The sequence below is a fragment of the Maribellus luteus genome (assembly GCF_003576475.1).
GTDB classification, from domain to species: Bacteria; Bacteroidota; Bacteroidia; order Bacteroidales; family Prolixibacteraceae; genus Draconibacterium; species Draconibacterium luteum.
This window is the reverse complement of sequence record NZ_QWGR01000012.1, coordinates 110,879-137,296: the sequence shown is the minus strand read 5'-3', so window position 1 is coordinate 137,296 and position 26,418 is coordinate 110,879. Positions and strand designations below refer to the sequence as shown.

The 26,418-nt window shown below is 46.0% G+C and carries 18 protein-coding genes; 15 read left to right on the top strand and 3 right to left on the bottom strand.

Translation table 11 applies throughout. The annotated features are described in order from the left end of the window. Positions 1–184 precede the first annotated feature (184 nt). The gene (locus D1614_RS17805; RefSeq protein ID WP_119439323.1) at positions 185–2,491 is read left to right on the top strand and encodes a GH92 family glycosyl hydrolase; all 2,307 of its coding nucleotides are present in this window, start codon (positions 185–187) and stop codon (positions 2,489–2,491) included. Positions 2,492–2,882: 391 nt separating this feature from the next. Here the strand turns inward: D1614_RS17805 and D1614_RS17800 are convergent, their stop codons facing one another. From D1614_RS17800 to D1614_RS17790, 3 genes are all read right to left on the bottom strand, one after another. Beyond that, positions 2,883–4,574, bottom strand: coding sequence for a Na/Pi cotransporter family protein (locus D1614_RS17800; protein ID WP_119439322.1), 1,692 nt, complete (start codon positions 4,572–4,574; stop codon positions 2,883–2,885). A gap of 306 nt (positions 4,575–4,880) precedes the next feature. Further along, the gene (locus tag D1614_RS17795; protein ID WP_119439321.1) at positions 4,881–5,162 is read right to left on the bottom strand and encodes a GNAT family N-acetyltransferase; all 282 of its coding nucleotides are present in this window, start codon (positions 5,160–5,162) and stop codon (positions 4,881–4,883) included. 209 nt (positions 5,163–5,371) lie between these two features. Further along, a complete protein-coding gene (locus D1614_RS17790; RefSeq protein ID WP_119439320.1) occupies positions 5,372–7,792 on the bottom strand; it encodes an FtsX-like permease family protein in 2,421 nt (806 codons plus the stop codon). A gap of 287 nt (positions 7,793–8,079) precedes the next feature. Here D1614_RS17790 and D1614_RS17785 point away from each other — a divergent pair, with 287 nt between their 5' ends. The 14 genes from D1614_RS17785 to D1614_RS17715 all read left to right on the top strand — a co-directional run bounded on the left by D1614_RS17785 (position 8,080) and on the right by D1614_RS17715 (position 26,361). Further along, positions 8,080–11,343 (top strand): S41 family peptidase, encoded by a 3,264-nt coding sequence (locus tag D1614_RS17785; RefSeq protein ID WP_119439319.1) that lies wholly within the window; start codon positions 8,080–8,082, stop codon positions 11,341–11,343. Between the two features lie 65 nt (positions 11,344–11,408). Next, a complete protein-coding gene (locus tag D1614_RS17780; RefSeq protein WP_119439318.1) occupies positions 11,409–11,792 on the top strand; it encodes a VOC family protein in 384 nt (127 codons plus the stop codon). A 549-nt stretch (positions 11,793–12,341) separates the two neighbouring features. Further along, a complete protein-coding gene (locus D1614_RS17775; protein WP_119439317.1) occupies positions 12,342–13,070 on the top strand; it encodes a hypothetical protein in 729 nt (242 codons plus the stop codon). A gap of 157 nt (positions 13,071–13,227) precedes the next feature. After that, entirely contained in the window at positions 13,228–13,929 is a 702-nt protein-coding gene (locus D1614_RS17770) for a hypothetical protein (protein ID WP_119439316.1), read from the top strand. Between the two features lie 152 nt (positions 13,930–14,081). After that, entirely contained in the window at positions 14,082–14,759 is a 678-nt protein-coding gene (locus D1614_RS17765) for a PH domain-containing protein (protein WP_147384312.1), read from the top strand. 2,319 nt (positions 14,760–17,078) lie between these two features. Then, positions 17,079–18,074, top strand: coding sequence for an AAA family ATPase (locus tag D1614_RS17755; protein WP_119439313.1), 996 nt, complete (start codon positions 17,079–17,081; stop codon positions 18,072–18,074). 106 nt (positions 18,075–18,180) lie between these two features. Further along, a complete protein-coding gene (locus D1614_RS17750) occupies positions 18,181–19,059 on the top strand; it encodes a DUF58 domain-containing protein (RefSeq protein WP_119439312.1) in 879 nt (292 codons plus the stop codon). A 5-nt stretch (positions 19,060–19,064) separates the two neighbouring features. After that, positions 19,065–20,153: a hypothetical protein gene (locus tag D1614_RS17745; RefSeq protein WP_147384311.1), complete on the top strand. Its 1,089-nt coding sequence runs from the start codon at positions 19,065–19,067 to the stop codon at positions 20,151–20,153. 6 nt (positions 20,154–20,159) lie between these two features. Further along, the gene (locus D1614_RS17740) at positions 20,160–21,167 is read left to right on the top strand and encodes a vWA domain-containing protein (RefSeq protein WP_119439310.1); all 1,008 of its coding nucleotides are present in this window, start codon (positions 20,160–20,162) and stop codon (positions 21,165–21,167) included. A 13-nt stretch (positions 21,168–21,180) separates the two neighbouring features. Then, positions 21,181–22,227 carry a VWA domain-containing protein gene (locus D1614_RS17735; protein ID WP_241558132.1) on the top strand — a complete coding sequence of 349 codons (1,047 nt, stop codon included), beginning with the start codon at positions 21,181–21,183 and terminating at the stop codon, positions 22,225–22,227. 47 nt (positions 22,228–22,274) lie between these two features. Next, positions 22,275–23,075, top strand: a complete 801-nt coding sequence (locus D1614_RS17730) for a tetratricopeptide repeat protein (protein WP_119439340.1) — start codon at positions 22,275–22,277, stop codon at positions 23,073–23,075. Positions 23,076–23,232: 157 nt separating this feature from the next. Then, complete coding sequence (locus D1614_RS17725) at positions 23,233–25,065, top strand: BatD family protein (protein ID WP_119439309.1); 1,833 nt, start codon at positions 23,233–23,235, stop codon at positions 25,063–25,065. 28 nt (positions 25,066–25,093) lie between these two features. Next, entirely contained in the window at positions 25,094–25,849 is a 756-nt protein-coding gene (locus D1614_RS17720) for a tetratricopeptide repeat protein (RefSeq protein WP_119439308.1), read from the top strand. A 191-nt stretch (positions 25,850–26,040) separates the two neighbouring features. Continuing rightward, positions 26,041–26,361: a hypothetical protein gene (locus tag D1614_RS17715; RefSeq protein WP_119439307.1), complete on the top strand. Its 321-nt coding sequence runs from the start codon at positions 26,041–26,043 to the stop codon at positions 26,359–26,361. Positions 26,362–26,418: the final 57 nt, after the last annotated feature.

The following is a 26,418-nucleotide window of genomic DNA, read 5'->3' as shown; positions in this document are numbered from 1 at the left end:
TTCACGTTCTTCATTGTTCCCGTCCCCCTTAATCCCCTACACAAAACCTTCCTTTCAAAATAATATTGAACAAAATGATATATGAACAGCAAGTCAAAAATTGGATTATAGACAAGTTCAATCACAGAAATCAGGACATAAGTTTTACATTTGCCTCAATACTTAAACTGACATTCGATTTATAATGAAATTTTCAATTTTTATTTTTATGCTGGCCCTTTTTCTGGGCTGTACGAAATCAGAAACTAAGAACCATTCTCAAAACAACGACAATGCGAGTTTGGTCGATCTTGTAAACCCGTTGATGGGTACCGATTCGGAGTTTAAACTCTCCAACGGGAATACCTACCCGGCAATTGCACGCCCCTGGGGTATGAATTTCTGGACTCCCCAAACCGGGAAAATGGGCGATGGATGGTGCTACGGCTACGATGCATATAAAATCCGTGGGTTTAAACAAACCCATCAGCCAAGTCCGTGGATCAACGATTACGCGGCCTTTTCGTTAATGCCCGTAACCGGCGATCTGAAATGGAATGAAGACGAGCGCGCTTCCTGGTTTTCGCACAAAGCCGAAGTAGCACGCCCTCACTACTACAAAGTATACCTGGCCGATTACGATGTAACCACCGAGTTCTCTCCTACCGACCGCGCGGTTTCTTTCCGTTTTACTTTTCCGGAGAACGATCATTCGTACGTGGTTCTGGATGCGTTCAACGGCGGCTCGATGGTAAAAATCATTCCCGAGGAAAGAAAGATCATCGGTTATTGCCAGAACAACAGCGGTGGCGTTCCTTCCAATTTCAAAAACTACTTTGTGGCCGTATTCGACAAAGATTTTGAGGAAGTAAAAACCTGGAAAGACGAAAATCTTCAGGACAGCAACGAAGCCAAAAGCTTTCATGTGGGCGGTATTGTAGGATTTAAAACCAAAAAGGGAGAAAAAGTGAACGTAAAAATTGCCTCTTCTTTTATTTCTCAGGAACAGGCAGAACTGAACCTGACCCGAGAGATCGGCGATAAAACTTTGGAGCAGGTAAAAAATGAAGGAGCGGCCATTTGGGAAAAAGAACTGTCTAGAATAAAAGTAGAAGGAGGCACTGAAGCACAGCAAAAAACTTTCTACTCTACCCTTTACCGCGTGTTGCTTTTCCCGCGTAGTTTTTACGAGTACGACAAGGACAACAAAGTGGTTCATTACAGCCCCTACAACGGCGAGGTGCTACCCGGTTATATGTATACCGACAACGGCTTTTGGGACACTTTCCGTGCAGTATTCCCGTTTTTCACGCTGATGTACCCGGAACTGAACGCACAAATAATGGAAGGACTGGTTAACACCTACAAAGAAAGTGGCTGGTTGCCTGAGTGGGCAAGCCCCGGGCACCGTGGATGTATGATCGGATCCAATTCGGCCTCGCTTATTGCTGATTCATACTTAAAAGGAATCCGCGGTTACGACATCGAAACCTTGTACCAGGCTATTCTGAAAAACACCGAAAACTGGATGGAAGACATTACCTCGGTGGGCAGATACGGCGCCGATTACTACAACAAACTGGGTTACATTCCCTACAACGTAGGAATCAATGAGAATACAGCCCGCACGCTGGAATATGCCTATGCCGACTACTGTATCTGGAAACTGGCCCAGGCGCTGGAGCGTCCGCAGGAAGAGATTGATTTGTTTGAGAAACGGGCGCGCAACTTCCGCAATGTGTTTGACCCGGAAACCAGGCTGATGCGTGGAAAAAACGAAGACGGAACTTTTCAGGCTCCGTTCAGTCCCTACAAATGGGGTGATGCCTTTACCGAAGGAAACAGCTGGCATTATACCTGGAGCGTTTTCCAGGATGTGGAAGGGCTGAAACAGCTTATGGGTGGAGACGATGATTTTGTGGCTATGCTCGATTCGATTTTTGTGGTTCCTCCCATTTTCGACGATTCGTACTATGGCTTCCCCATTCACGAAATCCGTGAAATGCAGATTGCCGGAATGGGTAACTATGCACACGGAAACCAGCCGATCCAGCACATGATTTACCTCTACAATTATTCAAGCCAGCCCTGGAAAGCACAATACCATGTGCGCGATGTACTCGATAAATTGTATTCGTACCAGGCCGACGGCTATTGTGGCGACGAAGACAACGGGCAAACATCTGCCTGGTATGTTTTCAGCTCCATGGGTTTCTATCCGGTTTGTCCCGGAACCGATGAATATGTACTTGGAGCGCCCTTGTTCAATAAAGTTACCCTGCAGCTTGAAAACGGGAACACTTTTGTCATCAATGCGCCCAACAATTCAAAGGAAAATATGTATGTGGATGCAGCCACCGTAAACGGCGAAAACTACACGAAGAATTACCTGAAACATGCCACCATCCAAAACGGAGGTGAGATAACTTTCTCCATGTCAAACACTCCCAATAAAGAACGGGGTGCAAGTCAGGAAAGCTATCCGTACTCGATGACCAACGAAGTGAAATAAGAAACTTGTATATACAGAAACAGGTTCAGCGCCTGTAGATGAAGATTCCATCTTTTCATTCCTCACGGAAAAAGATGGAATCTTTTTTTTGCAGGCCTTTGTTTCGCTAAAGAGATAGCCCACAAATCTTCACGCTTTCATTCTCGTACTTGAGTATCCGTGAAAAATAAACTTAAGGAGAACGTCTTAAGCGATAAACACTCCCTTGATCCGTCAAACGCGAAAATCCCAGTCAGGCAAATGACGGTCTGATTTGATTCCGGCTATTACTTACAAGCTGAAAGAATCATTTCAAATACACCTGCTTTTGAAACAGCACCATTCAGCATAAAAAAACCCGGATTCTTTTAACAAAAATCCGGGTTCTCCCTTTTATTGAAACGATGGCCGACTACGACTCGGAGTAATCCACAATCGATGTGGTTACATCGTAAATATGGTCGCCCATTCTTTCCAGACCAGAGAAAATATCCTTGTACAAGGTTCCGATCTGGTAAGAATATTCTTCGCTCTCAATGCTTATCACATGCTCTTTCCGGAGCTTATCACGGAACCGGTTGATTTGTTTCTCTATCGCATCGCTGGCGGTTTTATCCACCTCGTAATTGTTTTTATTCAGGTTCTCGATCATAATATCCATGGCCTTTTCAACCAAAACATACATGTCCGAGAGTTTCTTTTTCATTTCGGGCGTTAGCTTTTCCTTTTTATCGCTAATGCGCAACAAGGTACGAGCAATGCTCAGACACGAATCGCCAATGCTCTCAATTTCGTCCACAATTCGCAGCATGGAACTGATGTTTCTCGACGACTGCTTACTCAACTCTCCCTCGGCTACTTTGGTCAGATATTTTGCGATCGATACTTCCATCTGATCACTTTTATCTTCTCCCATTTCAATCTTTCCGAATTGCTTTAAAACCTTGCGCTCATTGTCTTCGTTCATCATATTGTTAAGCCGTCCGAGCAGTTTTTTGGTTTGCTGGGCATATACAGCAATCTCCTTTTTAGCCTGAAGCAATGAAAGCTCCCGCGTGCTAAGCATTCCGAATTTAATGTATTTCAGTTTGAACTCCTGTTCATCCTCTTTTTCAGGAACAATACGCTGCACCAGGTTCACCAGGTATTTTATAAACCAAATCTGTATTAATACATTCAGAATATTAAAGGCTGTATGGAAAAACGACAGGGCGATCGGGACAGCACCCGGGTTAGTAAACGCTGAACTTCCGGTAATATACTGTGTAATGTTGTCAACCCCTCTCAGGAAGTACGGGAAGATAGAAAGCACCCAGATAACCCCTACAACGTTGAACATGAAATGGACTCGGGCGGCTCTTTTAGCCGATGAATTGGCTACTACAGCTGCAATGTTGGCAGTAATGGTAGTACCAATGTTCTCGCCCAGTACCATGGCCGCAGCGCTGTCGAAATTGATCCAGCCATTGTTACACATTACCAGGGTTAAAGCCATGGTGGCGCTCGACGACTGAATAACCACGGTTAGTATGGTTCCGATAACCAGGAAAATCAAACTTGAGCCAATACCCATTCCGGTAAAGTTCTTCAGGAATTCCAGTATCTCCGGGTTTTCGCCAATGTTGGGAACACTGGTTTTCAGACTTTCGAGACCGATAAAAAGCAGGGCAAAACCTACCAATACTTCTCCCCACGACTGGTTGCGTGTTTTTTTGGAGAAAATTAAAGGAAAGCCTATTCCAATTATCGGGAAAGCCAGTACACTCATTTTCACTTTAAAACCCAGGATGGAAATGATCCAGGCAGTGACAGTGGTACCTATGTTGGCCCCCATTATCACCCCGGCCGATTCGGTAAGAGTGAGTAGCCCGGCATTTACAAAACTCACGATCATTACCGTGGTGGCACTCGACGACTGAATGATGGCCGTAATGGAAAGACCTGTTACTACGCCCATGAACCGGTTGGAAGTCATGGCTGCCAGAAAATTTCGCAGCTTGCTTCCGGCCACTTTTTGCAGGGCCTCGCTCATCAGCTTCATCCCGTAAAGGAAAAGCCCCAGCGCGCCGATCAAGGTTAGGAAATCGATTAAAGAATAATTCATGCAGTGTTTTTTTTGATGCGCCGAAAATAACGATAATCATAAAAAATCATCAAAAAAAATGGGGCCGATATTCTAAAAATCAGAATAATCCTTTCTACCATCCTAAAATCAACTGAATTAATTTGATTGAAAAGGCCACACCCTTCCGTATAAAAGGAACTTCAGAGGAACGGGCACCGAAGTTAAAAGAACGTTAAAAATCAGCCGCACGCATATAAGGGAAAGAATTTGGAGAGCGAGCAATAACCATCATTATTTCACTACCGATGTCCGGTTTTTACAGATTCTTTCTCCTTTACTGCCATTCTATTCTTTCAGCACCAACACCTCCCATTCGGGATGCCGCCTGATGTAGGCATTTACAAACGGACACAGCGGTACCAGCTTCAAACCTTTTTCCTGGATATCGGCCAGCACCTTTTTCACCAGCGATGATGCAACTCCCCTCCCCTCCAGTTCAACGGGTACTTCGGTATGTGTCAGATAAATTTTTTCGCCCGAGCGGATGTATTCGATCTTTGCAATTACATCATCGATTTGAAACTCGTACCGGTGCTCGTTTTCATTGTTGATTAATTCGTATTCCATAAACCTGTTTTATTCCATCCAAGTATTGACATCCGGAATGCATATGGATTTCAGTAGCTAAAAAACCATGTCCATGCCCTGTCCGGCCATATAACGCTGAACAATTCGAAGGACGTAAAAGTTTGGCAACCTGCTTTCCGTGTTTTCTCGGGATCATCAAGCAACAAGACCACCTTGCTTCCCTCTCCCCAAACAAAGCCAAAAGACACTTATTCGTACCGCAAGGTATCAGCCGGATTGACTTTTACCGATTTCATGGTTTTGTAACTGATGGTGCCCAAAGCCATTACCAGGGCCACTACAAAGCCGGCCAGGAATTCAAACCACTCCAGGTGAATGCGGTAATAATAATTCTGCAACCAGTTTTTGGCAATAAAATAAATGAGTGGCCAGGCAATCAGGGTAGCAATGCAAACCAGTAAAACAATTTCTTTCGAAATCAGGTAAAAGATGCTGGTTCCGGAGGCACCCAGAGCTTTTCGAACCCCCACTTCCTTGGTTCGCTGCTCGATGGTAAACGAAGTTAAACCGAAAAGCCCCAATGCCGCAATAAAGATCCCGAGGATGGCAAACACCACCGACAGTTGGGCATTTTGCCGTTCGGCCCTGTACATGTGCGCAAAGTCGTCGCTCATAAAAAAATACTGCATCGGGTTGTTGGAAGCAAAGCGTTTCCACACGTCATCGATCTGTTTGACCAGTTGTGCCGAAGCATTCGAGTGAAACTTAACCGTAACATAGCCAAAAAATCTTCCGTCGTTTTTAAAGCGGATCATGTAGGGATTGATGCGGTTGTGAAGCGACCGGAAATGAAAATCGTTGCAAACGCCAATAATCGGCATGTGCGCTCTGTCTTCCTCGCTATCCATCGTAATAAAACGGGTTTGCGTAAAATCGGTAATCCCAAACTCCTCAATGGTTTTCCGGTTCACAAAACAAGCCTGCTCGTCGGAGCCGTGCGAGCGATCAAAAAAGCGGCCGTCAGCCAGCTCAATATTGTAGGTTTCCAAAAAATCGTAATCCACCCAGTTGGTTTGCAAAAGAAATGTTTCGCCATCGCGCCCTTCGAGCATATATCCGTTGTTGTTATTGTTGTGCCCGGGCACCGCTGTAGAGGCCGAAACACTGGCAATTTCCGGAAACTTCAGCAACTCTTCCTTAAAAGTATTCACCTGGCTACCTATCGCCCCTGCACGTTCAATCACCAGTAAACGGTCTTTTGTAAACCCAAGGTCTTTGTTCAGCATGAAATTTAACTGCTGATACATAATGATGGTACCGATAATCAGCACAATCGAAATCAAAAACTGAACGGCAACCAAGCCACTCCGGAGTTTTCCGTTTTTTACACCGTCGCGTATTTTTCCCTTTAATACCGTACCCGGGTTAAACGATGAAAGGTAAAAAGCCGGGTAAATACCTGCCAGAATTCCCACCACCGCAGCAAACAAAATAAGCAGTGGCAAGGTGTAAAAGTTGCTAAAAAGCGGAAAACTGACTTTGGCATTGAGCAGGTTGTTAAAATACGGCAGCGCAATATAAATCAGGATGATGGCGACCACCAGTGCAATGAATGAAATCAGCATCGAATCGGCAAGAAACTGCGCGATGAGCATGCCTTTCGACGAACCGCTCACTTTTTTCACACCGATCTCTTTGGCTCTTTTGGTGGCCTGCGCCGTCGATAAATTCATAAAATTGATGGAGGCAATTACGATGATCAGAATCGCAATACTCCCGAATATGATCAGGTATTTGGGATCGATTGCCGGTTTTACTTCGTGTTCCACCGAAGGGTCGAGATGAATTCGGGTGAGCGGCTGCAAATGAAAACTATAGCGGTTCCCCTGTGCCAGAAAATCGGAAATAGAGATACCAAACAGGTCTTGCACCCGCGGGCCCACATATTTCTCCACCATGGCCGGAAACTTTGCCTCCACCGTACCCGCCAAAGTATGGGGCTTTAACAACAGGTAAGTCGAAAAACTATTGTTCATCCACTCGGGATCGCGTGATCGTTGGTTACTTGAAAACGAAGTCAGAATATCGGCATCGAAATGAGTCTCTTCGGGAAAATCGGCCATTACTCCGGTGATTTTGTATGGTTCTTCGCGGGTGTTCACGCGCACCATTTTATCAATCGGGTCCTGGTTCCCGAAAATAATCCGGGCCGTGGACTCGGAGACAACCATTGTGTTGGGCTCGGCCAGCACGGTATGGATGTTTCCCTTTAGCAGCGGAATCGAAAAAAGCTGAAAAAAAGTGGAATCAACCTCCACAAAATCATTCACCGTAAAAACCCGGTCGCCGTCTTTTACAATCGTTTCACCAAAACTATTCAGGCGGCAAAACTTTTCCACCTCCGGAAAATCGGCGGCCATGGTTGGCCCGATCACCGAAGCAGTATAGGCAGCATTAACCACCTGCTCCCCTATTTTGCCATCCAGCGTTAGTCGGAAAATGCGGTCTTTGTTCAGGTTGTACTGGTCGTAACTTAACTGATGAAGAATAAAAAGGGCAATGAGCAAACTACAGGCTATTCCAATTGAAAGTCCGAATATATTAATCGCCACGTATCCCTTTTGCTTTTTAAGGGCACGCAAACTGTGCTTCAGTAAATTTTTCAGCATGACCGATTGATTTAAGTTAGTTTCTGTTTTACAATGTTTTACTTCCTTATGACGCTCAATCTTTTCATCCGTTACATCCTTTGCAATAAATCGCCCCGGCAACAGAAACCTGTCATCCGACTTCCACCGGAACAGCCACCGGAAAAAAATACCTCCACAGCTGTTTTTTAAGAAAATGATCGGTAACTTTAAGAGATAAATACAAAAAAATTGTAATTCATTTTACTCAACCTCCTCTAATTAAAAATGTTATTAATGTGATTTTCTGCTAACATAAAATTAGACTTATGGAAAAAAAGATCTCCCTCCTCCTCCTTTGCACCGTTTTTTTCGTACTGAACTCCTTCGCACAGGACAATCCATCCTGGCTGCGTTATCCGGCCATTTCGCCTGATGGAAGTACCATCCTTTTTAACTACAAAGGCGACATTTACAAAGTACCTGCTTCGGGAGGAACCGCCGTTCCGCTAACCCTGAGCGATGGCTACGAATTTTCGGCTGTATGGAGCCACGACGGCCAGCAAATTGCGTTTGCGTCGGACCGCTTTGGCTATTTCGATGTGTTTGTTATGCCGGCCGAAGGCGGTGAAGCCCAACGTTTGACCTACCACTCCAACGGAGAAGTTCCAAGCACCTTCACACCCGACGATTCGGAAGTGGTTTTTACTTCCATTCGCCAGGACAGGCACACCAACGTTCAGTTTCCGAACCGGGTGATGCCCGAGTTGTACAGCGTTCCGGTAAAAGGCGGACGGGTGAACCAGATCCTCACCTCCCCTGCCTACGACGCCGTTTACAGTCCCGATGGCAGCCAGCTCATTTTTCACGACCGGAAAGGTTATGAAGATGAATGGAGAAAACACCACACATCGGCCGTTACCCGCGACATTTGGGTGTACAATGTGAGCTCAAAAGAATACAAGCAACTTTCTGACTTTGCCGGCGAAGACCGCAACCCGGTGTTTATCGACAACGATGCGTTTTACTACCTCACCGAAGAAAGCGGATCGTACAACGTTTACAAAAGCTCGGTGAGCAATCCTGCGCAAAAAACGGCGATTACCCACTTTGAAAAAAATCCGGTTCGCTTTCTGACCAAAGCCGGCGACAACACCCTCTGTTTTGGATACGACGGAGCTATTTACACCCTAAAAGAAGGCGGACAGCCTCAAAAAATAAACATTCAGATTGCTTACGATGGCCGAGACAACCTGGCCCGGCCAATTCCGGTGAACAACTTCACCGAGGCACGCCTGTCGCCCAACGGAAAAGAATTCGCCTATGTTTTCAGGGGCGAAATATACGTGAGCAGCATTGAGCACGGCACCACCAAACGCATTACCAACACTGCGCGCCAGGAACGAAGCGTAAGTTTTAGTCCCGACGGGAAATCGCTGGTGTATGCCGCCGAAACCGACAGCAGCTGGAACATCTACACCCAATCGCTGGTGCGCGACGAAGAACCTTATTTCTACATGTCGACCCTATTGAAGGAGGATGTGGTAGTTGCCACCAAAGCGGAAGAATTTCAACCCGAATATTCGCCCGACGGAAAAGAAGTGGCCTACCTCGAAAACCGTACAACCCTGAAAGTGATCAACCTCGAAAGCAAAAAATCGAGGATGGTTTTGGCGCCCGAAAACAACTATTCGTACGCCGACGGAGACCAGTATTTTGCCTGGGCGCCCGACAGCAAATGGTTGCTGGTAAGGTTTGGCCCCAAGGAAAATATTTTTCAGGACGAAGTGGGACTGGTCAGTGCATCGGGTGACGGCACAGTAAGAAACCTTACCAAAAGCGGTTACGATGATTTCGGAGGCAAATGGTCGACCGACGGAAAAATGATGATCTATGTCTCGACGCGCGAAGCCAACCGTTCGGAGCAAGGCAGGTTTAGCAGCGGCGATGTGTATGCAATGTTCTTCACCCAGGCTGCCTTTGACGATTTCAAACTATCGAAAGAAGAAGCCGAACTGGTCAAAGAGCTAAAAGAGAAAAAGGACAAGGACAAAGACAAGGACAAAGACGACGGCAAAGATAAAGACAAGAAAAAAGCCAAAACGGAAGACGAGGAGAAAGAGAAAAAAGAGAAAGTGGAAGACCTGAAATTCGACTGGGAAAACCTCACCGACCGGAAAGTGCGGCTGACACAGCGGCCTTCTTCCCTTTCGGACTGGGTATTGTCGGAAAAAGGCGACAAGCTTTTCTTCCTGACCCGTTACGACGAAAAATGCGATCTGTACTCGATGGATCTGCGTACCAAAGAAACCAAGCTTTTCTCCAAAATAGACGCCAACCGGGCTTCGATGGAACTCTCTGACGATGGTAAATTCCTGTTTATCCTGGCGGATGGAAAACCCATGACCGTGACCGTAAGCGACGGGAAAAGCAAGCCGATCAAAACATCGGGCGAAATGCTGCTGCAAACCGACCGCGAGCGGGAATACATTTTCGACCACTGCTGGCGCCAGGTGCGCGAGAAATTCTATGTGCAGGATATGCAGGGGGTAGACTGGCCTTACTATTATGAGGTGTACCGGAAATTCCTCCCCGATATCAACAACAATTACGACTTTGCCGAGCTGCTGAGCGAAATGCTGGGCGAGCTGAACGCTTCGCATACGGGGGGCCGCTACCGTCACGACGACAAGCAGGCCGATGAAACCAGTTCGCTGGGTTTGCTTTATGATTACGACTACACAGGCAACGGGCTGAAAATTGCTGAAGTACTGCAGGAAGGCCCTGCCGATAAGGCATCCCTGAAAATCAGGGCCGGAAACATTCTCGAAAAGATCGACGGGAACGAACTCACCGCTGCCGTTGATTTTTACCAGTTTCTGAACCGGAAAAAGGGCGACAACGTACTGCTCGATCTGTACAATCCTGAATCGGGCGAACGCTGGCAGGAAGTGGTCAAACCCATTTCGCAGGGCGAAGAATATGAACTGCTTTACCAACGCTGGGTGAAAACCCGCCGCGACGAAGTGGTAAAACTCTCGAACGGCAAACTGGGCTATGTGCATGTGCGCGGAATGAACGATGCCAGCATGCGCGTGGTGTACGAAGAAGCGCTGGGGCGCTTTGTTTCTGCCGATGCGCTGGTGGTGGACACCCGGTTTAACGGCGGCGGCAACCTCCACGATGTGCTTTCCGATTTTCTGAACGGCAAAAAATACATGGACGTTATTCCGCACGGCCAGTACATTGGTTCGCAGCCCCGTGATAAATGGACCAAACCATCGATTGTGGTGATGGGCGAAAGCAACTATTCCGATGCACACCTTTTCCCGGTGGCCTACAAAATAAAAGGCGTTGGGAAAAACCTCGGAATGCCGGTTCCCGGTACCGGAACTTTTGTGTGGTGGGAAACGCAGATCGATCCCTCGCTGGTGTTTGGAATTCCGATGGGCGGCTGGAAACCTTTGGATGGCCCCTTCCTCGAAAACAACCAGCTGGAGCCCGATATCCGCGTAATGAACGAACCGGGAGAAATGGCCAAAGGCCGCGACCAGCAGATTGAAGCCGCGGTAAAAGAACTGTTAAAAGAATAAGGCGCTTCAAACTTATCGGGTAACCGCTTGTTCTCTAAGTACCATCACCTTAAAACGAATAACAGATGAAAAACAATGCAGTAGGTTGGTTCGAGATTCCGGTAAGCAACATGGAACGAGCCCAGGCTTTTTACGAGCAAGTGTTGGACCTGAAAATGGAACGTCACCAGATGGGGCCGCTCGACATGGCGTGGTTTCCGTGGAAGGAAGACGGCCTGGGAGCACCCGGTTCGCTGGTTTGTCATGCCGAATATTACAAGCCCTCCACCGACGGAGTTTTGATTTACCTTACCGCTCATTCGGGCGACCTGGCCAATGAACTCGCGCGTGTGGAAGCCGCCGGCGGAAAAGTGATTCAGCCCAAAACAAAGATTTCGGACGAATACGGCTTTATGGCTTTGCTCATCGATTCGGAAGGCAACCGCATCGCTTTGCATTCGCGGCAATAATCGACATTACGGATACAACTTTTAAACTACCGGGGCTTGCTTCGGTAGTTTTTTATTGGGTTAATAAGAAAAGCTGCGAGCTATGAGCCTCGAGCTGCGAGTACAAAACAGCGACACGGCAACACGGCTACACAGCACCACCTTTCCTTCAGATTGCTTCTCCGTCCGTTGGCTAACGGACGAATCGCAATGACCTTCGTTTTTGTTTTCATGTGGCAGCGGACATAAGGTGTCGTGACTGTAAATTGTAAGCAGCTGTCCGCTGCCGGAACACCCCCACCCCGGCGTCATGGCGAGAGAGCCGCCCGTCAGCAGACGGACAAGCGGAGACCGAAGCCATCTTTTCAGGGTGCATGGATAAATTGAGTGGAGCACAAGAGCTCAACTCTGAACATTGAACACGAAACCCTGACCAAAAACATACGCTTCCCCGCAGCGGAAATACTTTTTATGTTTACTTTTAGAACACATAAAAAACCAGGGGCCTTGAATACGCAAATGCAAACAGCACAAAAACAGGCAGGAGAAATTCAGTAATTACAGCCAATCATGAAAAGAGCAAATTACATACTGATTTTTGTATTTCTAATATCATTAGGCTGTAGTAATAAAATAATCGAAAAAGAAAATAAGACTTGGAACCAAATCTCAGGAGGTCTTAAAGTTGAAAGTCTTGTTAACTTCCTAATTGAATTTCCCAATACTGATAAAAAAGACTTTGTTTACGGAAAATTAGATTCATTAATAGGACTAAATCAACAGATTAGCTTAGTCAATATCGCAATAGAACCATATCCTGACAACGGTATGTATCCAATTTTTGTAAATACAAATGAAGACACTGGAGACTATTATATACAAGAAAGAAATACATACCTTTTAACCTTGGGTAAAAATGGCTTAACCCGCAATAAACAACCAATTGAAATATCTGTCTTTTCAAATGATTTAAAAACCAAATTTTCCCAGTTCGACACAAGCGAAAATTCAACACAAAGAGAAATAAAAGAAATAAAATACTTTGGTTTTGTTTTAGTATCAAAAATTACAACAGTACTTGACATCACCGAAGATATGAATAAAGTGAATTGGGATGCTTACATAAGTACAATCAGACAAGTGTTTTCTGTTTATAAAACTATTTGGAATGACAAATCGATTGAAATATGGGATACAAAATTTGAAAATTTAGAAACGAAAAAAAAGGAAGCACTTACAAAAATGTACCCTTTTGAAATGGAATTAAATTTTACGAAAAGAACATTCAGCATTAAATAACTGACTATAACAACCGCAGATACAGCAGAGTGGTTTTAGTGGTGCGCCAACTACTCTAAAATTCGGCCACAAGTCATACATCGAACAGTTATGGAAAATAATGAAAACCGACGCAACCATTTGACCCTTAAATAAATCTTTTGAGAAAAGAAAAATCATGAACAGGCGAATTATTCTTATCAGCATCCTTTTGGCTTTTTCAATATGGTCATGTGAAAAAGATAATCAAAAAAGGACCGTTACATGTTTTCAAGAGAACGAGTATGATTATCTTAATCATTACAAAATTGATTCAATTTGCACATCCGAAATCTGCACGAATTATTTAAATATTTGGAAAGAATTTTTTAAAGAAAAAAACAGTTTGAGCGATTCTTTTTTTGACGAACATGTTATCCTTTGTCAGTCCAGCATAGATAATTGGAATGAAGGAGTTTCTTTCCGAATTTGTTACAAAATTCAGATGGACTGGGCTATAGCATATCGTTGCGATCAATTTATAGTAAAAATTGAAAGTGACAGTAACCTTTATCCTGAATTGCCCAGAAATGAATATTTATCCAAGGATGAAATAAGATTCGCGATTAACCAAAACCGCTTTAATTCCAGAATAGGTTCTGTGTCAAACTCAGATATTCATTTCTCTTCAATGGACGATGCGCTAAATAAATTAATTGAAGATTCAAATGTAAATACTTTATGCGTAAGCGAAATTTACGTTGATGAGTCAACAGGTAATCTAATACTTGAGGCTTGGGCTGGATATGAAAATGAAGAAAATTCATGCATTAAAGGAAAGATTGATTTGATAAATGGTGAAACAGAAGTAACAGATACTCCTTGTTATATAATAAATTAAAACCCAAAAAGTGTCCTGTTGCATAACGAGGCCAGGTGCGGTGCCGTTCGCGCCCTGCTACTTTGGTTCGCATTGCAGTTATGGCTGGCCGGACAAAAAATCTTTTAGAAACCCATAACGACAACTTATAGGTCGCCAATAGCCCAAATAGTATGGAGATACATAAAATAAGAATACATACTGCGATAATTTTCGTCCTCTGCTTTTTAATAGCCGTTGGATTTGTAGCCTTTTGGCTTCGAATTGCAATCTCGAAACCGGAAGAGCTAACGAATGTTGGATTTATAGTTACTTCAATAGTATTCCTGGTTTTTGTGGGACCACCCATTGTTTTAACCACTACCTACTTCCTTCACGACTTCCGAAAAACGATTTCAATTGACAAATCCAGCGGAGTCTTATTCGTTAAAAAACACAACGAACATTTTAAGTTTAACAAAGAGAAATTAAAGGAAGTGTACCACGTGAAAGTAAACAAGAACAGTTCTTCCAGGTACCAGTTCCCAATGTATGAATACCTTCTGTTTGTTTTTGAGGAAAGACAAAAACTGGTAGTTACCAATCTTCTTTGCAAACCTGACACGCTCATTCGTGCCTTACACATTACTCCAAAAGTGATTCACACCCATGTACCTCTCATCGACAAAACGATGGGCAACACTTTCCTGACCACCAAAGAATTTGATGCAAAGGTTAAAGAGTTTTACCATGCCTACCAAAACAAGTCTGAAGCTGAATTACTGGATATATGCAAACAGAAGGGATACGCTGATTTTGCCAAAAAAGCAGCCCGGCTATTATTGAACGAAAAAAATAATACGACCGATTAAGCGGATGTGAGCATAAGCTGCCAGCCATGAGCTTTTACAGCAGAACAGCAACACATCCCCTTCAGATTGCTTCTCCGTCCGTTGGCTAACGGACGAATCGCAATGACGCCCGTTTTTATTTTCGTTTGGCAGCGGACATAAAATGTCGTGACTGGAAATTGTTAGCTGCTGTCCGCTGCCGGAAAACCTCTCCTTTGGCGTCATGGCGAGCTTGCGAAGCCAACTCTTTCAGGAAGCAAAGGGCAAAGAGCAAAGGGCAAAGAGCGCAACTCTGAACTTTGAACTCTGAACTTTGAACTACCTGCGAGCTATGAGCTGCGAGTACAAAACAGCTGCACGGCAACACCACTCCGTCAGATTGCTTCTCCATCCGTTGGCTAACGGACGAATCGCAATGACGCCCGTTTTTGTTTTCGTTTGGCAGCGGACATAGGGTGTCGTAACTGGAAATTGTCAGCTGCTGTCCGCTGCCGGAACACCTCTCCTTTGGCGTCATGGCGAGGGATCTGCCCGTCAGCAGACGGACAAGCGGAGACCGAAGCCAACTCTTTCAAAGAGCATGGAGCGGAGTGCAAAGAGCGCAACTCTGAACTTTGAACTCTGAACTCTGAACTACAAGCTGCGAGCTATGAGCTGCGAGCTTCGAGCTTCGAGCAAGATACAGCATCACGGCAATACGGCTGCACAGCAACACAACTCCGTCAGATTGCTTCTCCGTCCGTCGGCTGCCGGACGAATCGCAATGACGCTCGTTTTTGTTTTCGTTTGGCAGCGGACATAGGGTGACGTAACTGGAAATTGTCAGCAGTTGTCCGCTGCCGGAACACCCCCTCGTTGGTGTCATGGCGAGCTTGCGAAGCCAACTCTTTCAGGAAGCACAGAGCACAACTTTGAACACTGAACTCTGAACTCTGCGACTGCAGCACCCCCTCCGTCATTCCGTCGTCGAAGCCTTCGGAATTCCTCGTCCCCCTCGAAAATGGGGACAAAGAAGAAGCGCTGCGAGCTTTGCTAAATTGTCAAATTGAGAAATTGCAAAGAGCTCAACTCTGAACACTGAACATTGAACTCTGAACTACAAGCTTCGAGCTATGAGCTTCGAGCAAGATACAGCATCACGGCAACACGGCTACACAGCACCACCTTTCCTTCAGATTGCTTCTCCGTCCGTTGGCTAACGGACGAATCGCAATGACGTTCGTTTTTGTTTTCGTTTGGCAGCGGACATAGGGTGTCGTGACTGGAAATTGTCAGTAGTTGTCCGCTGCCGGAACACCCCCTTTTTGGGTGTCATGGCGAGCTTGCGAAGCCAACTCTTTCAGGAAGCACAGAGCACAACTCTGAACTCTGAACATTGAACTCTGAACTACAAGCTTCGAGCTATGAGCTTCGAGCAAGATACAGCATCACGGCAACACGGCTACACAGCACCACCTTTCCTTCAGATTGCTTCTCCGTCCGTTGGCTAACGGACGAATCGCAATGACGTTCGTTTTTGTTTTCGTTTGGCAGCGGACATAGGGTGTCGTGACTGGAAATTGTCAGTAGTTGTCCGCTGCCGGAACACCCCCTTTTTGGGTGTCATGGCGAGCTTGCGAAGCCAACTCTTTCAGGAAGCACAGAGCACAACTCTGAACTCTGAACTTTAAACTTTAAACTCTGCTACTGCAGCACCCCCTCCGTCATTCCGTCGTCGAAGCCTCCGGAATTCCTCGTCCCCCTCGAAAATGGGGACAAAGAAGAAGCGCTGCGAGCTTTGCTAAATTGTCAAATTGAGAAATTGCAAAGGGCATGGGGCGAAGAGCATAGGGCATTGGGCAAAGAGCGCAACTCTGAACTTTGAACTCTGAACTCTGAACTACAAGCTCCGAGCCCCGAGCTTCGAGCACAACACAGCAACACAAGCCATTGCGAAAGATTCAAGCATTCTCGCATTAAAGCATTTACACAGTAACTCCGCCATTCTGTCTGTCAATCCTTCAATCCCTCAATCCCTCCGTCCTTCAGTCCCTGAATTCTTAACGCTTTCCTAATAACATGTTATTCTTTGTTAACACGGTTTTTTGATTCATCTTTACTTAATTTTTTTTAACAAAAGAATAGGGGAAAAAATGTCATAATGACTTAAATTCGTGCCTTCGTAAAAAGAGACGAATCGATTTTGAGATATGAGTACTGAGATTTTCGTTCAGAAATTCAAACCAACAGGAAACATACCCGTTCGGACAGAAAATTTCTTCCGGCGCTGGTCGTTCGTCTCTCCAAAAAAGAAAAATCGAGTTTATACGGAAAGTAAAAAATATAAAGAATTACACGCATATGAATCAAGCTGTTGACATTAAGGAATTGAACGAAAGGATTCAACGAGAAAGTTCGTTCGTTGATATGGTTTCAATGGAGATGAACAAAGTAATTGTGGGTCAGAAACATTTGGTGGAAAGCCTGTTGATCGGCTTACTTTCCAACGGGCACATTTTGCTCGAAGGGGTTCCGGGACTGGCAAAAACGCTGGCCATTAAATCGCTGGCACAAACCATCAGCGCCAAGTTTGCGCGTATCCAGTTTACACCCGACCTGTTGCCTGCCGACTTGCTGGGAACCATGATCTACAGTCAGAAAAGAGAAGAGTTTTCGATCAAGAAAGGGCCGATCTTCGCCAACTTTATTTTGGCGGATGAGATCAACCGGGCACCCGCCAAAGTGCAGTCGGCTTTGCTCGAAGCCATGCAGGAACGCCAGGTTACCATCAGTGATAACACCTTTAAGCTGGATGAGCCTTTCCTGGTAATGGCCACGCAAAACCCGATCGAGCAGGAAGGTACCTACCCGCTGCCCGAAGCACAGGTTGACCGTTTTATGCTGAAAGTGGTGATCAACTATCCGAAAAAGGAAGAAGAACGCCAGATCATTCAGCAGAACCTGCTGCGTCAGTTTCCCGAAACCAGCACCATTCTGAAACCCGAAGATATTATCAAGGCCCGCGACGTGGTGAAAGACGTGTACATGGACGAAAAAATCCAGAAATACATTGTTGACATTGTGTTTGCCACCCGCGAACCAAGGGAGTACAAACTGGAAAAATATGCGAGCATGATCTCGTACGGCGCTTCGCCAAGGGCCGGAATCAGCCTGGCACAAGCCGCCAAAGCCTATGCGTTTATCAAACGCCGCGGTTATGTGATCCCGGAAGATGTGCGCGCGGTTTGTCCCGATGTGTTGCGTCACCGTATTGGGTTGAGCTACGAAGCCGAAGCCAACAACATTACTTCGGAAGAAATTATTACCGACATTCTGAATACGGTTGAAGTTCCTTAACGAGTCGCAGTTGACAGTCGCAGTTAACAGTTGTTCAAACACTACGTTGAACACTGAACCTGCCCGACTGAATCGTTCAGGCGGGCTTTAAACTTTGAACTCTGGTATGGAAACAACAGATTTATTAAAAAAGGTACGGAAGATTGAGATCAAGACGCGGGGGCTTTCGCGGAATATTTTTGCGGGAGAATACCACAGCGCCTTTAAAGGACGGGGTATGGCTTTCTCGGAAGTGCGGGAATACCAGTTTGGCGACGATATCCGGAACATCGACTGGAATGTGACCGCCCGGTACAACCATCCGTATATTAAGGTTTTTGAAGAAGAACGCGAACTGACCGTGATGCTGCTGATCGACGTAAGCGGGTCGCGCGAGTTTGGTACTTTTGAAAAACTCAAAAAGAATGTGATCACCGAATTGTCGGCCGTGCTTTCGTTTTCAGCGATTCAAAACAACGATAAAATCGGGGTGATCTTTTTCTCTGACAAGATCGAGAAGTTTATTCCGCCGAAAAAAGGGAAAAGCCATATTCTGCGCATCATTCGCGAGTTGATCGATTTTCAGCCCGAAGACCGCGGCACCGACATAACCGAAGCCATTCGTTACCTCACCAACGCCATTAAAAAGCGTTGTACGGCCTTTGTGATTTCCGACTTTATGGACGAAAACGCAGAGCTGGAAATGGCTTTGTCGATCGCCAACAACAAACACGATGTGGTGGCGCTGAAAATTTTCGACGAACGGGAAACCGAGCTGCCTTCGATCGGGATGATCAAGTTAAAGGATGCCGAAACCGGCCATTATGTGTGGGTGGACAGCAGTTCGCGCAGAACCCGAAATATGTATTCCGACTGGTGGAGAAAGCACACCGCGCGCCTGGATGTGATGTTCAAAAAATGCGGCGTGGATTATGTGGCCATCGACACCAACGAAGATTATGTGAAATCGTTAATGACCCTGTTTCGGAAACGGGCATTAAAATAGAAGAAATGAACGCTATACGTAAAACAATACTGAAAAGCAATCCACAGTTCGACTACGCTCACTGTGACCGTCAGCCTGAGCGAAGTCGAAGGCTGATTTCATGGGCGGGTTTGCTTATTCTATTACTTTTCTTTCTGGCAAATGGTCAGGTGAGTGCGCAGCGAATAAAAGCCACTGCCAGCCTCGATTCAACCAATATCCTGCTGGGAGACCAGGTAAAACTTTTCCTGCAGATCGATCATCCGAAAGATGTGGATGTTCAGTTTCCGCAGGTACCGGATACCATTGCCGGATTGATTGAAGTGCTGGACCGTTCGGCCATCGATACTTTTGAAGCCGACAAAGAGGATTACATCAAGCAGATACAGGCCTACACCATTACCTGTTTCGACAGTGGTAGCTACCGCATTCCGCCCTACTGGTTTAAAATTGCCACCGAGGGCCTCAACGATTCGGTGCCCAGCAACGGGGTTACGCTGAATGTGTTTACCATGGAGATCGACACCACCAAGGGGCCGACCGATATTAAAATGCCTTACGATGCTCCGCTGACGCTGAAAGAGGTAACGCCTTATATTCTGGGCGTCATCCTGATCGGTGCCATTATTTTCTTCCTGCTGTATTCGATCAAACGGAAGAAGAAAAACCAGCCGATTTTTGCCCGGCCGCAAAAGCCGAAGGAACCGCCGCATGTGGTGGCACTTCGCGAGCTCGACCGCATCAAATCGGAAAAAGTATGGCAGCAGGGCAAAACCAAGCAGTATTACAGCGAGCTGACCGATGCCCTCCGGATGTACATCGAGGATCGTTTTGAAATCCGCGCCATGGAACAGGTGACCGATGAAATTCTGGAAAGTTTCCGGCTGCAGAAAGGCCTGTTAAACGACAAATCGCTGGGTAACCTGGGGCAGATACTGCAACTGGCCGACCTCGTGAAGTTTGCCAAGTACAAGCCACTGCCCGACGACGACAACATGGCACTGGTAAATGCCTACTTCTTTGTAAACGATACCAAGAAGGAAGTGGCCAAAAAGCCGGAGGAGAAAGCCAAAGGCGAAAAAGATGATAACGTGGAAGAAGTTGAAATAAAATAGAGAAGGATGTTGGAAGGATTGACATTTAAGAACCCGGAACTATTCCATATTTTGTGGGTGCTGATACCCATGACGGCCTGGTATATTTTCCGGCAGAAAAAGAATACAGCAAGCATCCAGGTTTCAACTACAGCACCGGTGTTTAAGGCGCCGCTGACGATCCGTCATTACCTGCGTCACCTGGTGTATGTTTGCTTTGTAATTGCACTGGCCTTTTTTGTGGTGGTACTGGCCCGCCCGCAATCGTCGAAAAACTGGGAAACAAGTGAAACAGAAGGAATCGACATTGTGGTGGCGCTCGACATTTCGAGCAGTATGTTGGCGCAGGATTTTCAGCCCAACCGCTTGGAAGCAGCCAAAAATGTGGCCATGGAATTTATTGCAGGACGTGAATACGACCGCATGGGACTGGTAGTTTTTGCCGGCGAGGCGTTTACGCAATGTCCGCTGACTACCGACCGCGCCGTGTTGCTGAACCTTTTCAAGGACATTCACAGCGATATGATTGAAGACGGTACCGCCATCGGAAACGGACTGGCCACCGCCGTAGCCCGTTTGAAAGACAGCGAAGCCGTGAGCCGCGTGGTGATCCTGCTGACCGACGGTGAAAACAACCGCGGAGAAGTAGCGCCGGTTACGGCTGCCGAGATTGCCAAAACCTTCGGGATACGCGTTTATACCGTTGGAGTGGGATCGATCGGAACAGCGCCCTACCCTTTCCGGGTGCAAACACCCTTTGGCGAACAGGTGCAGCTGCGCGATATGGAAGTAAAAATCGACGAGGAAACCCTGCAAAAAATTTCGTCGCTGACCGATGGAAAGTATTTCAGGGCCACCGGCAATACCAAACTCGAAGAGATCTACAAGGAGATCGATGCGCTGGAAAAATCAAAGATCGAAGTACGCGAATTTAGCCGCAAATCGGAAGAATTTATGCCCTTCGCGCTGCTGGGGGCCTTGTTTTTGATCCTGAGTTTATTTTTGAGAATAACGATATTCAGAACCATCCCATAAAGAATGTTTGAGTATGGAAATGTTTAGATTTGGAAATAGCGAATATTTATGGGGACTGTTACTCATTCCGTTACTGACCCTGTTTTTTGCGTGGTCGCGTATTGCACGCCGCCGGGCATTGAAAAAGTTCGGAAGAAGGGAAATGCTCGAACAGCTGATGCCTTTCAGCTCGCGCACACGCCCGGTAGTTAAGTTTATTGTGCTGATGCTGGCGCTGGCTTTTATTGTTACCGGACTTGCCCGCCCGCAGTTTGGCTCGAAGCTGAAAACCGTAAAACGCGAAGGCGTGGAGCTGATCATTGCGCTTGACGTATCGAACAGTATGATGGCCGAAGACATTCAGCCCAACCGGCTGGAACGGGCCAAGCGGGCCATCTCGCGTCTGATCGACCGTTTGGAAGACGATAAAATCGGGCTGATCGTGTTTGCCGGCGATGCTTATACCCAGCTGCCGATTACGGCGGATTACAATTCAGCCAAATTGTTTTTGAACTCGGTAAATACGCAGATCGTTCCAAAACAGGGAACCGCCATTGGTGCTGCCATCGACCTGGCACACCGTTCGTTTACTCCGGGCGATAAAGCCAACAAGGCGATCATCGTGATAACCGATGGCGAAAACCACGAAGACGACGCGATTGCTTCTGCCAAAGCAGCACTCGAAGACGGCATTATTGTGCACACCATCGGAATGGGGCTGCCATCGGGCTCTCCTATCCCGGTTTTGAGAAACGGACAAACCGACTACATGAAAGACCGCGACGGAAATGTGGTGATCACCAAGCTGAACGAACAGATGCTGGAGCAGATATCGGCAGCCGGCAGTGGAATTTACATCCGCGCCAACAATGCCCAGGTGGGTTTGAATACGCTTTTTGACGAGATCAATAAAATGGAAAAACAGGAAATGGAATCGCGTACCTACTCGGAATACGACGACCAGTTCCAGTTCTTTTTTGCGATAGGACTTTTCCTCCTGTTACTCGAATTTGTTATTCTGGAACGAAAAAACAAGTACCTGAAAAACATTCATTTATTCAAAGTAAAAGAGCAAAGGTAAAAGTGGGAAATGCGGTTTACCGCGTGAGAACAAAAGAAACGATAAAGATGAAACGAATATATCTCATACTACTGATTACGACAATTTCGCTTAGTGCATTTGCGCAAAACGAACGCAAATTTGTCCGCAACGGCAACAAGCTGTTTATGGAAGCTGTGCGGGATACTACCCAAATAGATTCGGTAAAATTCAGCAATGCCGAAACCGAATACCGCAAAGCGCTGAACAAACGCCCGAACGACCTGAAGTGGAACTACAACCTGGCAGATGCCATGTACAAACAACAGCGTTTTGAGGATGCCGAAGGGAAATTCAGCGAACTGGCCGAAAAAATGGAAGAGCCAATAGAACGAGCTTTTGCCAACCACAACCTGGGAAATACCCAGCTGATGCAAAACAAACTGGACGAAAGCATTGAATCGTACAAAAAAGCCCTGCGCGAAAATCCTTCCGACCTGGAAACAAAGTACAACCTTGCCTATGCGCAAATGCTGAAAAAACAACAGGAGCAGCAGCAACAACAAAATCAGCAAAACCAGGATCAGAACAAAGATCAAAACAAAGACCAGCAGGACCAGAACAAGGATCAGCAAAACAAAGATCAGAACAAGGATCAAAACAAAGATCAGCAGGATCAGAATAAAAACCAGGATCAAAACAAGCAGAACCAGGATCAGCAAAACAAAGATCAGCAACAGCAGCAACAACCGCAGCAAAACAAGATCTCGAAACAGGATGCTGAACAGCTGCTGCAGGCTTTGCAAAACGACGAACGCAAGATCCAAGACAAGGTAAAAAAAGAAAAAGCCGCCAAAGCCAAGCGGATGCAGACAGAGAAAGAGTGGTAGAAGAGAAAGGCGGAGGCTAAGGCAAAGGCTAAGGCTGAGGCGGAGGCGGAGGTTAGGAACGTAACGAAAATTGCGGCTGTATTAAATAAAAAAGCTCGTAGCTCATAGCTTGAGGCTCGTAGCTAAAAAATAATAATTTTGTAGGCTTTACAAGACAATGAGGACACTGATAACATACATTTTTCTGGTAAGCATACTTGGAATTGCCCATGCGCAGGACACCCGATTTACGATGTCGGCTCCGAATGCCGTGGAAAACGGACAGCAATTCAGATTAAGTTTTACACTCAACGACCGGGGCAACAAACTCCAGCTTCCCCCGGGATTAAGTGACAACTTTCAGATTCTGATGGGGCCCAGCACCGGGCAGTCGACCAGTATTCAAAGTATTAACGGGCGTACCACCTCTGAAACCACTTATTCGTACACCTACATTTTGCGCTCTAAAAAGGAAGGTACCTTTGAAATAAGGCCGGCCTCGATCGAAGTGGATGGCAAAGTAATTGAATCCAACTCACTAACAATCCAGGTGGTAAAATCGCAGTCGCAGCCTTCTCAGCAGCAGCAACAGCCAAGCGGAGGCGGACAGACACAGCAGGGCGCCACAGAAACGCTGAACCTCAGCAAAGACAACCTCTTTGTTCGTGTGGATTTAAGCAAAAGAAACGTGTTCCGTGGCGAACAAATCATTTCCACCGTAAAACTGTATGTGGATCCGAACATCCCGATCTACGGCTTTGACGAAGTAAACCTCCCTACTTACGAGGGATTTTACACCCAGGATATAGAGATTCCGCAGCAGATCAATTTCACCCGCGAAGTATACAACGACAAAATTTACCAGGTCGGCATCCTAAAAAAAACAATCCTGTTCCCGCAACAAAACGGGAGCATACAAATAAAGCCGTTTAGCTTGTCGCTGGTGGTTCGGCAGCGGGTAAAACCGCGTAGTTTCTTCGACGACTTTTTTGACAGCTACCGCAATGTGAAAGCAAACGTTACCAGCGACCAGGTTTCGGTAAATGTAAAAGACCTGCCTGCGGCCCCCAAAGATTTTATGGGCGGCGTAGGGAACTTCAGCGTCAGTTCACAAATCAGCAGCGAGAATGTAACCACCAACGATGCGGTAACCCTTACTTTAAAAATAAACGGCAACGGGAACATTCGCCTGGTGCGCACACCGGAGCTTCAGTTGCCCAGCGATTTTGAAGTTTACGACCCGCGTGCTACCGATAATGTAAAAGCAAGCGATAACGGCGTATCGGGTACCAAAACCATCGAGTACCTGTTCCAGCCGCGTTTCGAAGGCGATTATACCATTCCTTCGATTAAATTCTCGTGGTTCAATCCGTCATCGGGAAGGTACGAATCGGCTGCCACGCCCGAGTACACGCTGCATGTAACAAAAGGAACCGAAGAGCAATCTGCCACCGTGGTGAGCTCGCTGAGAAAAGAAGACCTGCAGCTGATTGGAAAAGACATTCGCTACATCCAACAGGGAAATCCTTCGTTGCGCGCCAAGGGAGATACCTTCTACGGAAGTGTATTGTTTTACCTTTTGTATGCAGGAAGTGCATTGCTGTTTGTGATCTTATACATCGTTTACCGGAAGAAAGCACGCGAAAATGCCAACATTGCCCTGATGCGTAACAAAAAGGCCAACCGTGTTGCTACAAAACGCCTGAAAGCAGCCGCCGGCTTTATGAAGCAAAATAACAACGAAGCTTTCCACGACGCCATTCTGAAAGCTTTCTGGGGATACCTGAGCGATAAACTGGGAATTCCGGTGGCCGACCTGAACCGGGAAAGTGCCGTGGCCGGACTGCACAGCAAAAATGTGGATCAGCAGGTGATCACCGACTTCGAAGATGTGATCGGTCAGTGTGAATTTGCCCGCTATGCACCTGCCGGAGGCTCCGAAGCGCGTCATGAGCTCTATAAAAAGGCTGAAGCAACCATGAGCCGCTTCGAGAAACAGATTAAGAAATAGTGTTCATTCACCGTTTACAACAGAAGAAATGAAGAAGTTATTTGCAATTATATTATTTGCCCTCCCCTTTTTCCTGAATGCCCAGGAAAACAATACCGCTTTGTGGGAGCAGGCCAACAACCACTATACGGCCGAAGAATACCAACAGGCCATTTCAGCTTACGAACAGATACTGACCAATGGGCAGGAATCGGCTAAACTGTATTTTAATTTGGGAAATGCGTATTACAAAGCCGGTGATGTTAACAATGCCATTCTGAATTACGAGCGGGCGCAAAAGCTGGCTCCGCAGGATGAAGACATCGCTTTTAACCTGCAAATTGCCAACCAGTTTGTCGTCACCAAAATCGAAGAATTGCCCAAACCTTTCTTTCTGCGCTGGAAAACATCGGTTATCAATAAATACCCAACCGATACCTGGGCAGCCATAAGTGTAGGCGCTTTTATTCTTTTCCTGCTGCTGCTGGGCTTGTTTTTATTTAGCAAGAACTCAACAGCCAAACGTTTTGCTTTCTGGTTTGGGATCCTCGCTGTTGTATTTTCAGGCTTCACTTTTTCGTGGGCGGCCCATCAGAAAGCGGTCATTAACAAACACGACCAGGCCATTGTATTTTGCCCGAGGGTAACCGTGAAGAGTTCGCCCGCAGAAACAGGCACCGATTTGTTTTTGATTTACGAAGGTGTAAAAGTGGATATAACCGACCGCCTCGACAGCTGGAGAGAAATCAGGTTGGCCGACGGAAACAAAGGCTGGTTACCCGATTCGTGCATTGTGACGATTTAGCATTGCCCAAAATTACCCGTAAACCATTTTCACCGTAGTTTTGAGATGCTTGTTTCTATTAAACATATTCAAGATTTTTTAACGCGCGTTAACTTTGTTTTACACTTTTCAGTATAAAATGTAAATAAATTTGTACCACTTCAAAAAGTTAATTATTACGTTCAACCGTGGATTTAATAAAGAGATTTTGAATGGAAAAACTGGTTTTAATATTTCTTGCTTTAGGCTTTCTGCTAAGGCCGGAGACAAACACCGGCACAATACTCAGGGATAACAGATCAGCAGTTTATGTAGGCATCTACACGGGTCATATTTTCTCCGACAACATTGATACTCCTACTTTCCGAAGCGATGATTACGATCATCCGGATATCGCACTTACCGAAAGTCCGGTAAAAAGATACACCGAAACCACAAAAAATGAATTAAAAGATACTGGTCCTGTTGACAAAACAAGGACAATGTACCACCTGTATATTTACGATCTTCCGCCTCCAAACAGTCACTGTTAAACATTTTCGATTACCTCCCTTCACCCAAAAATTCTAAAAACGAATTGCAATTTATTA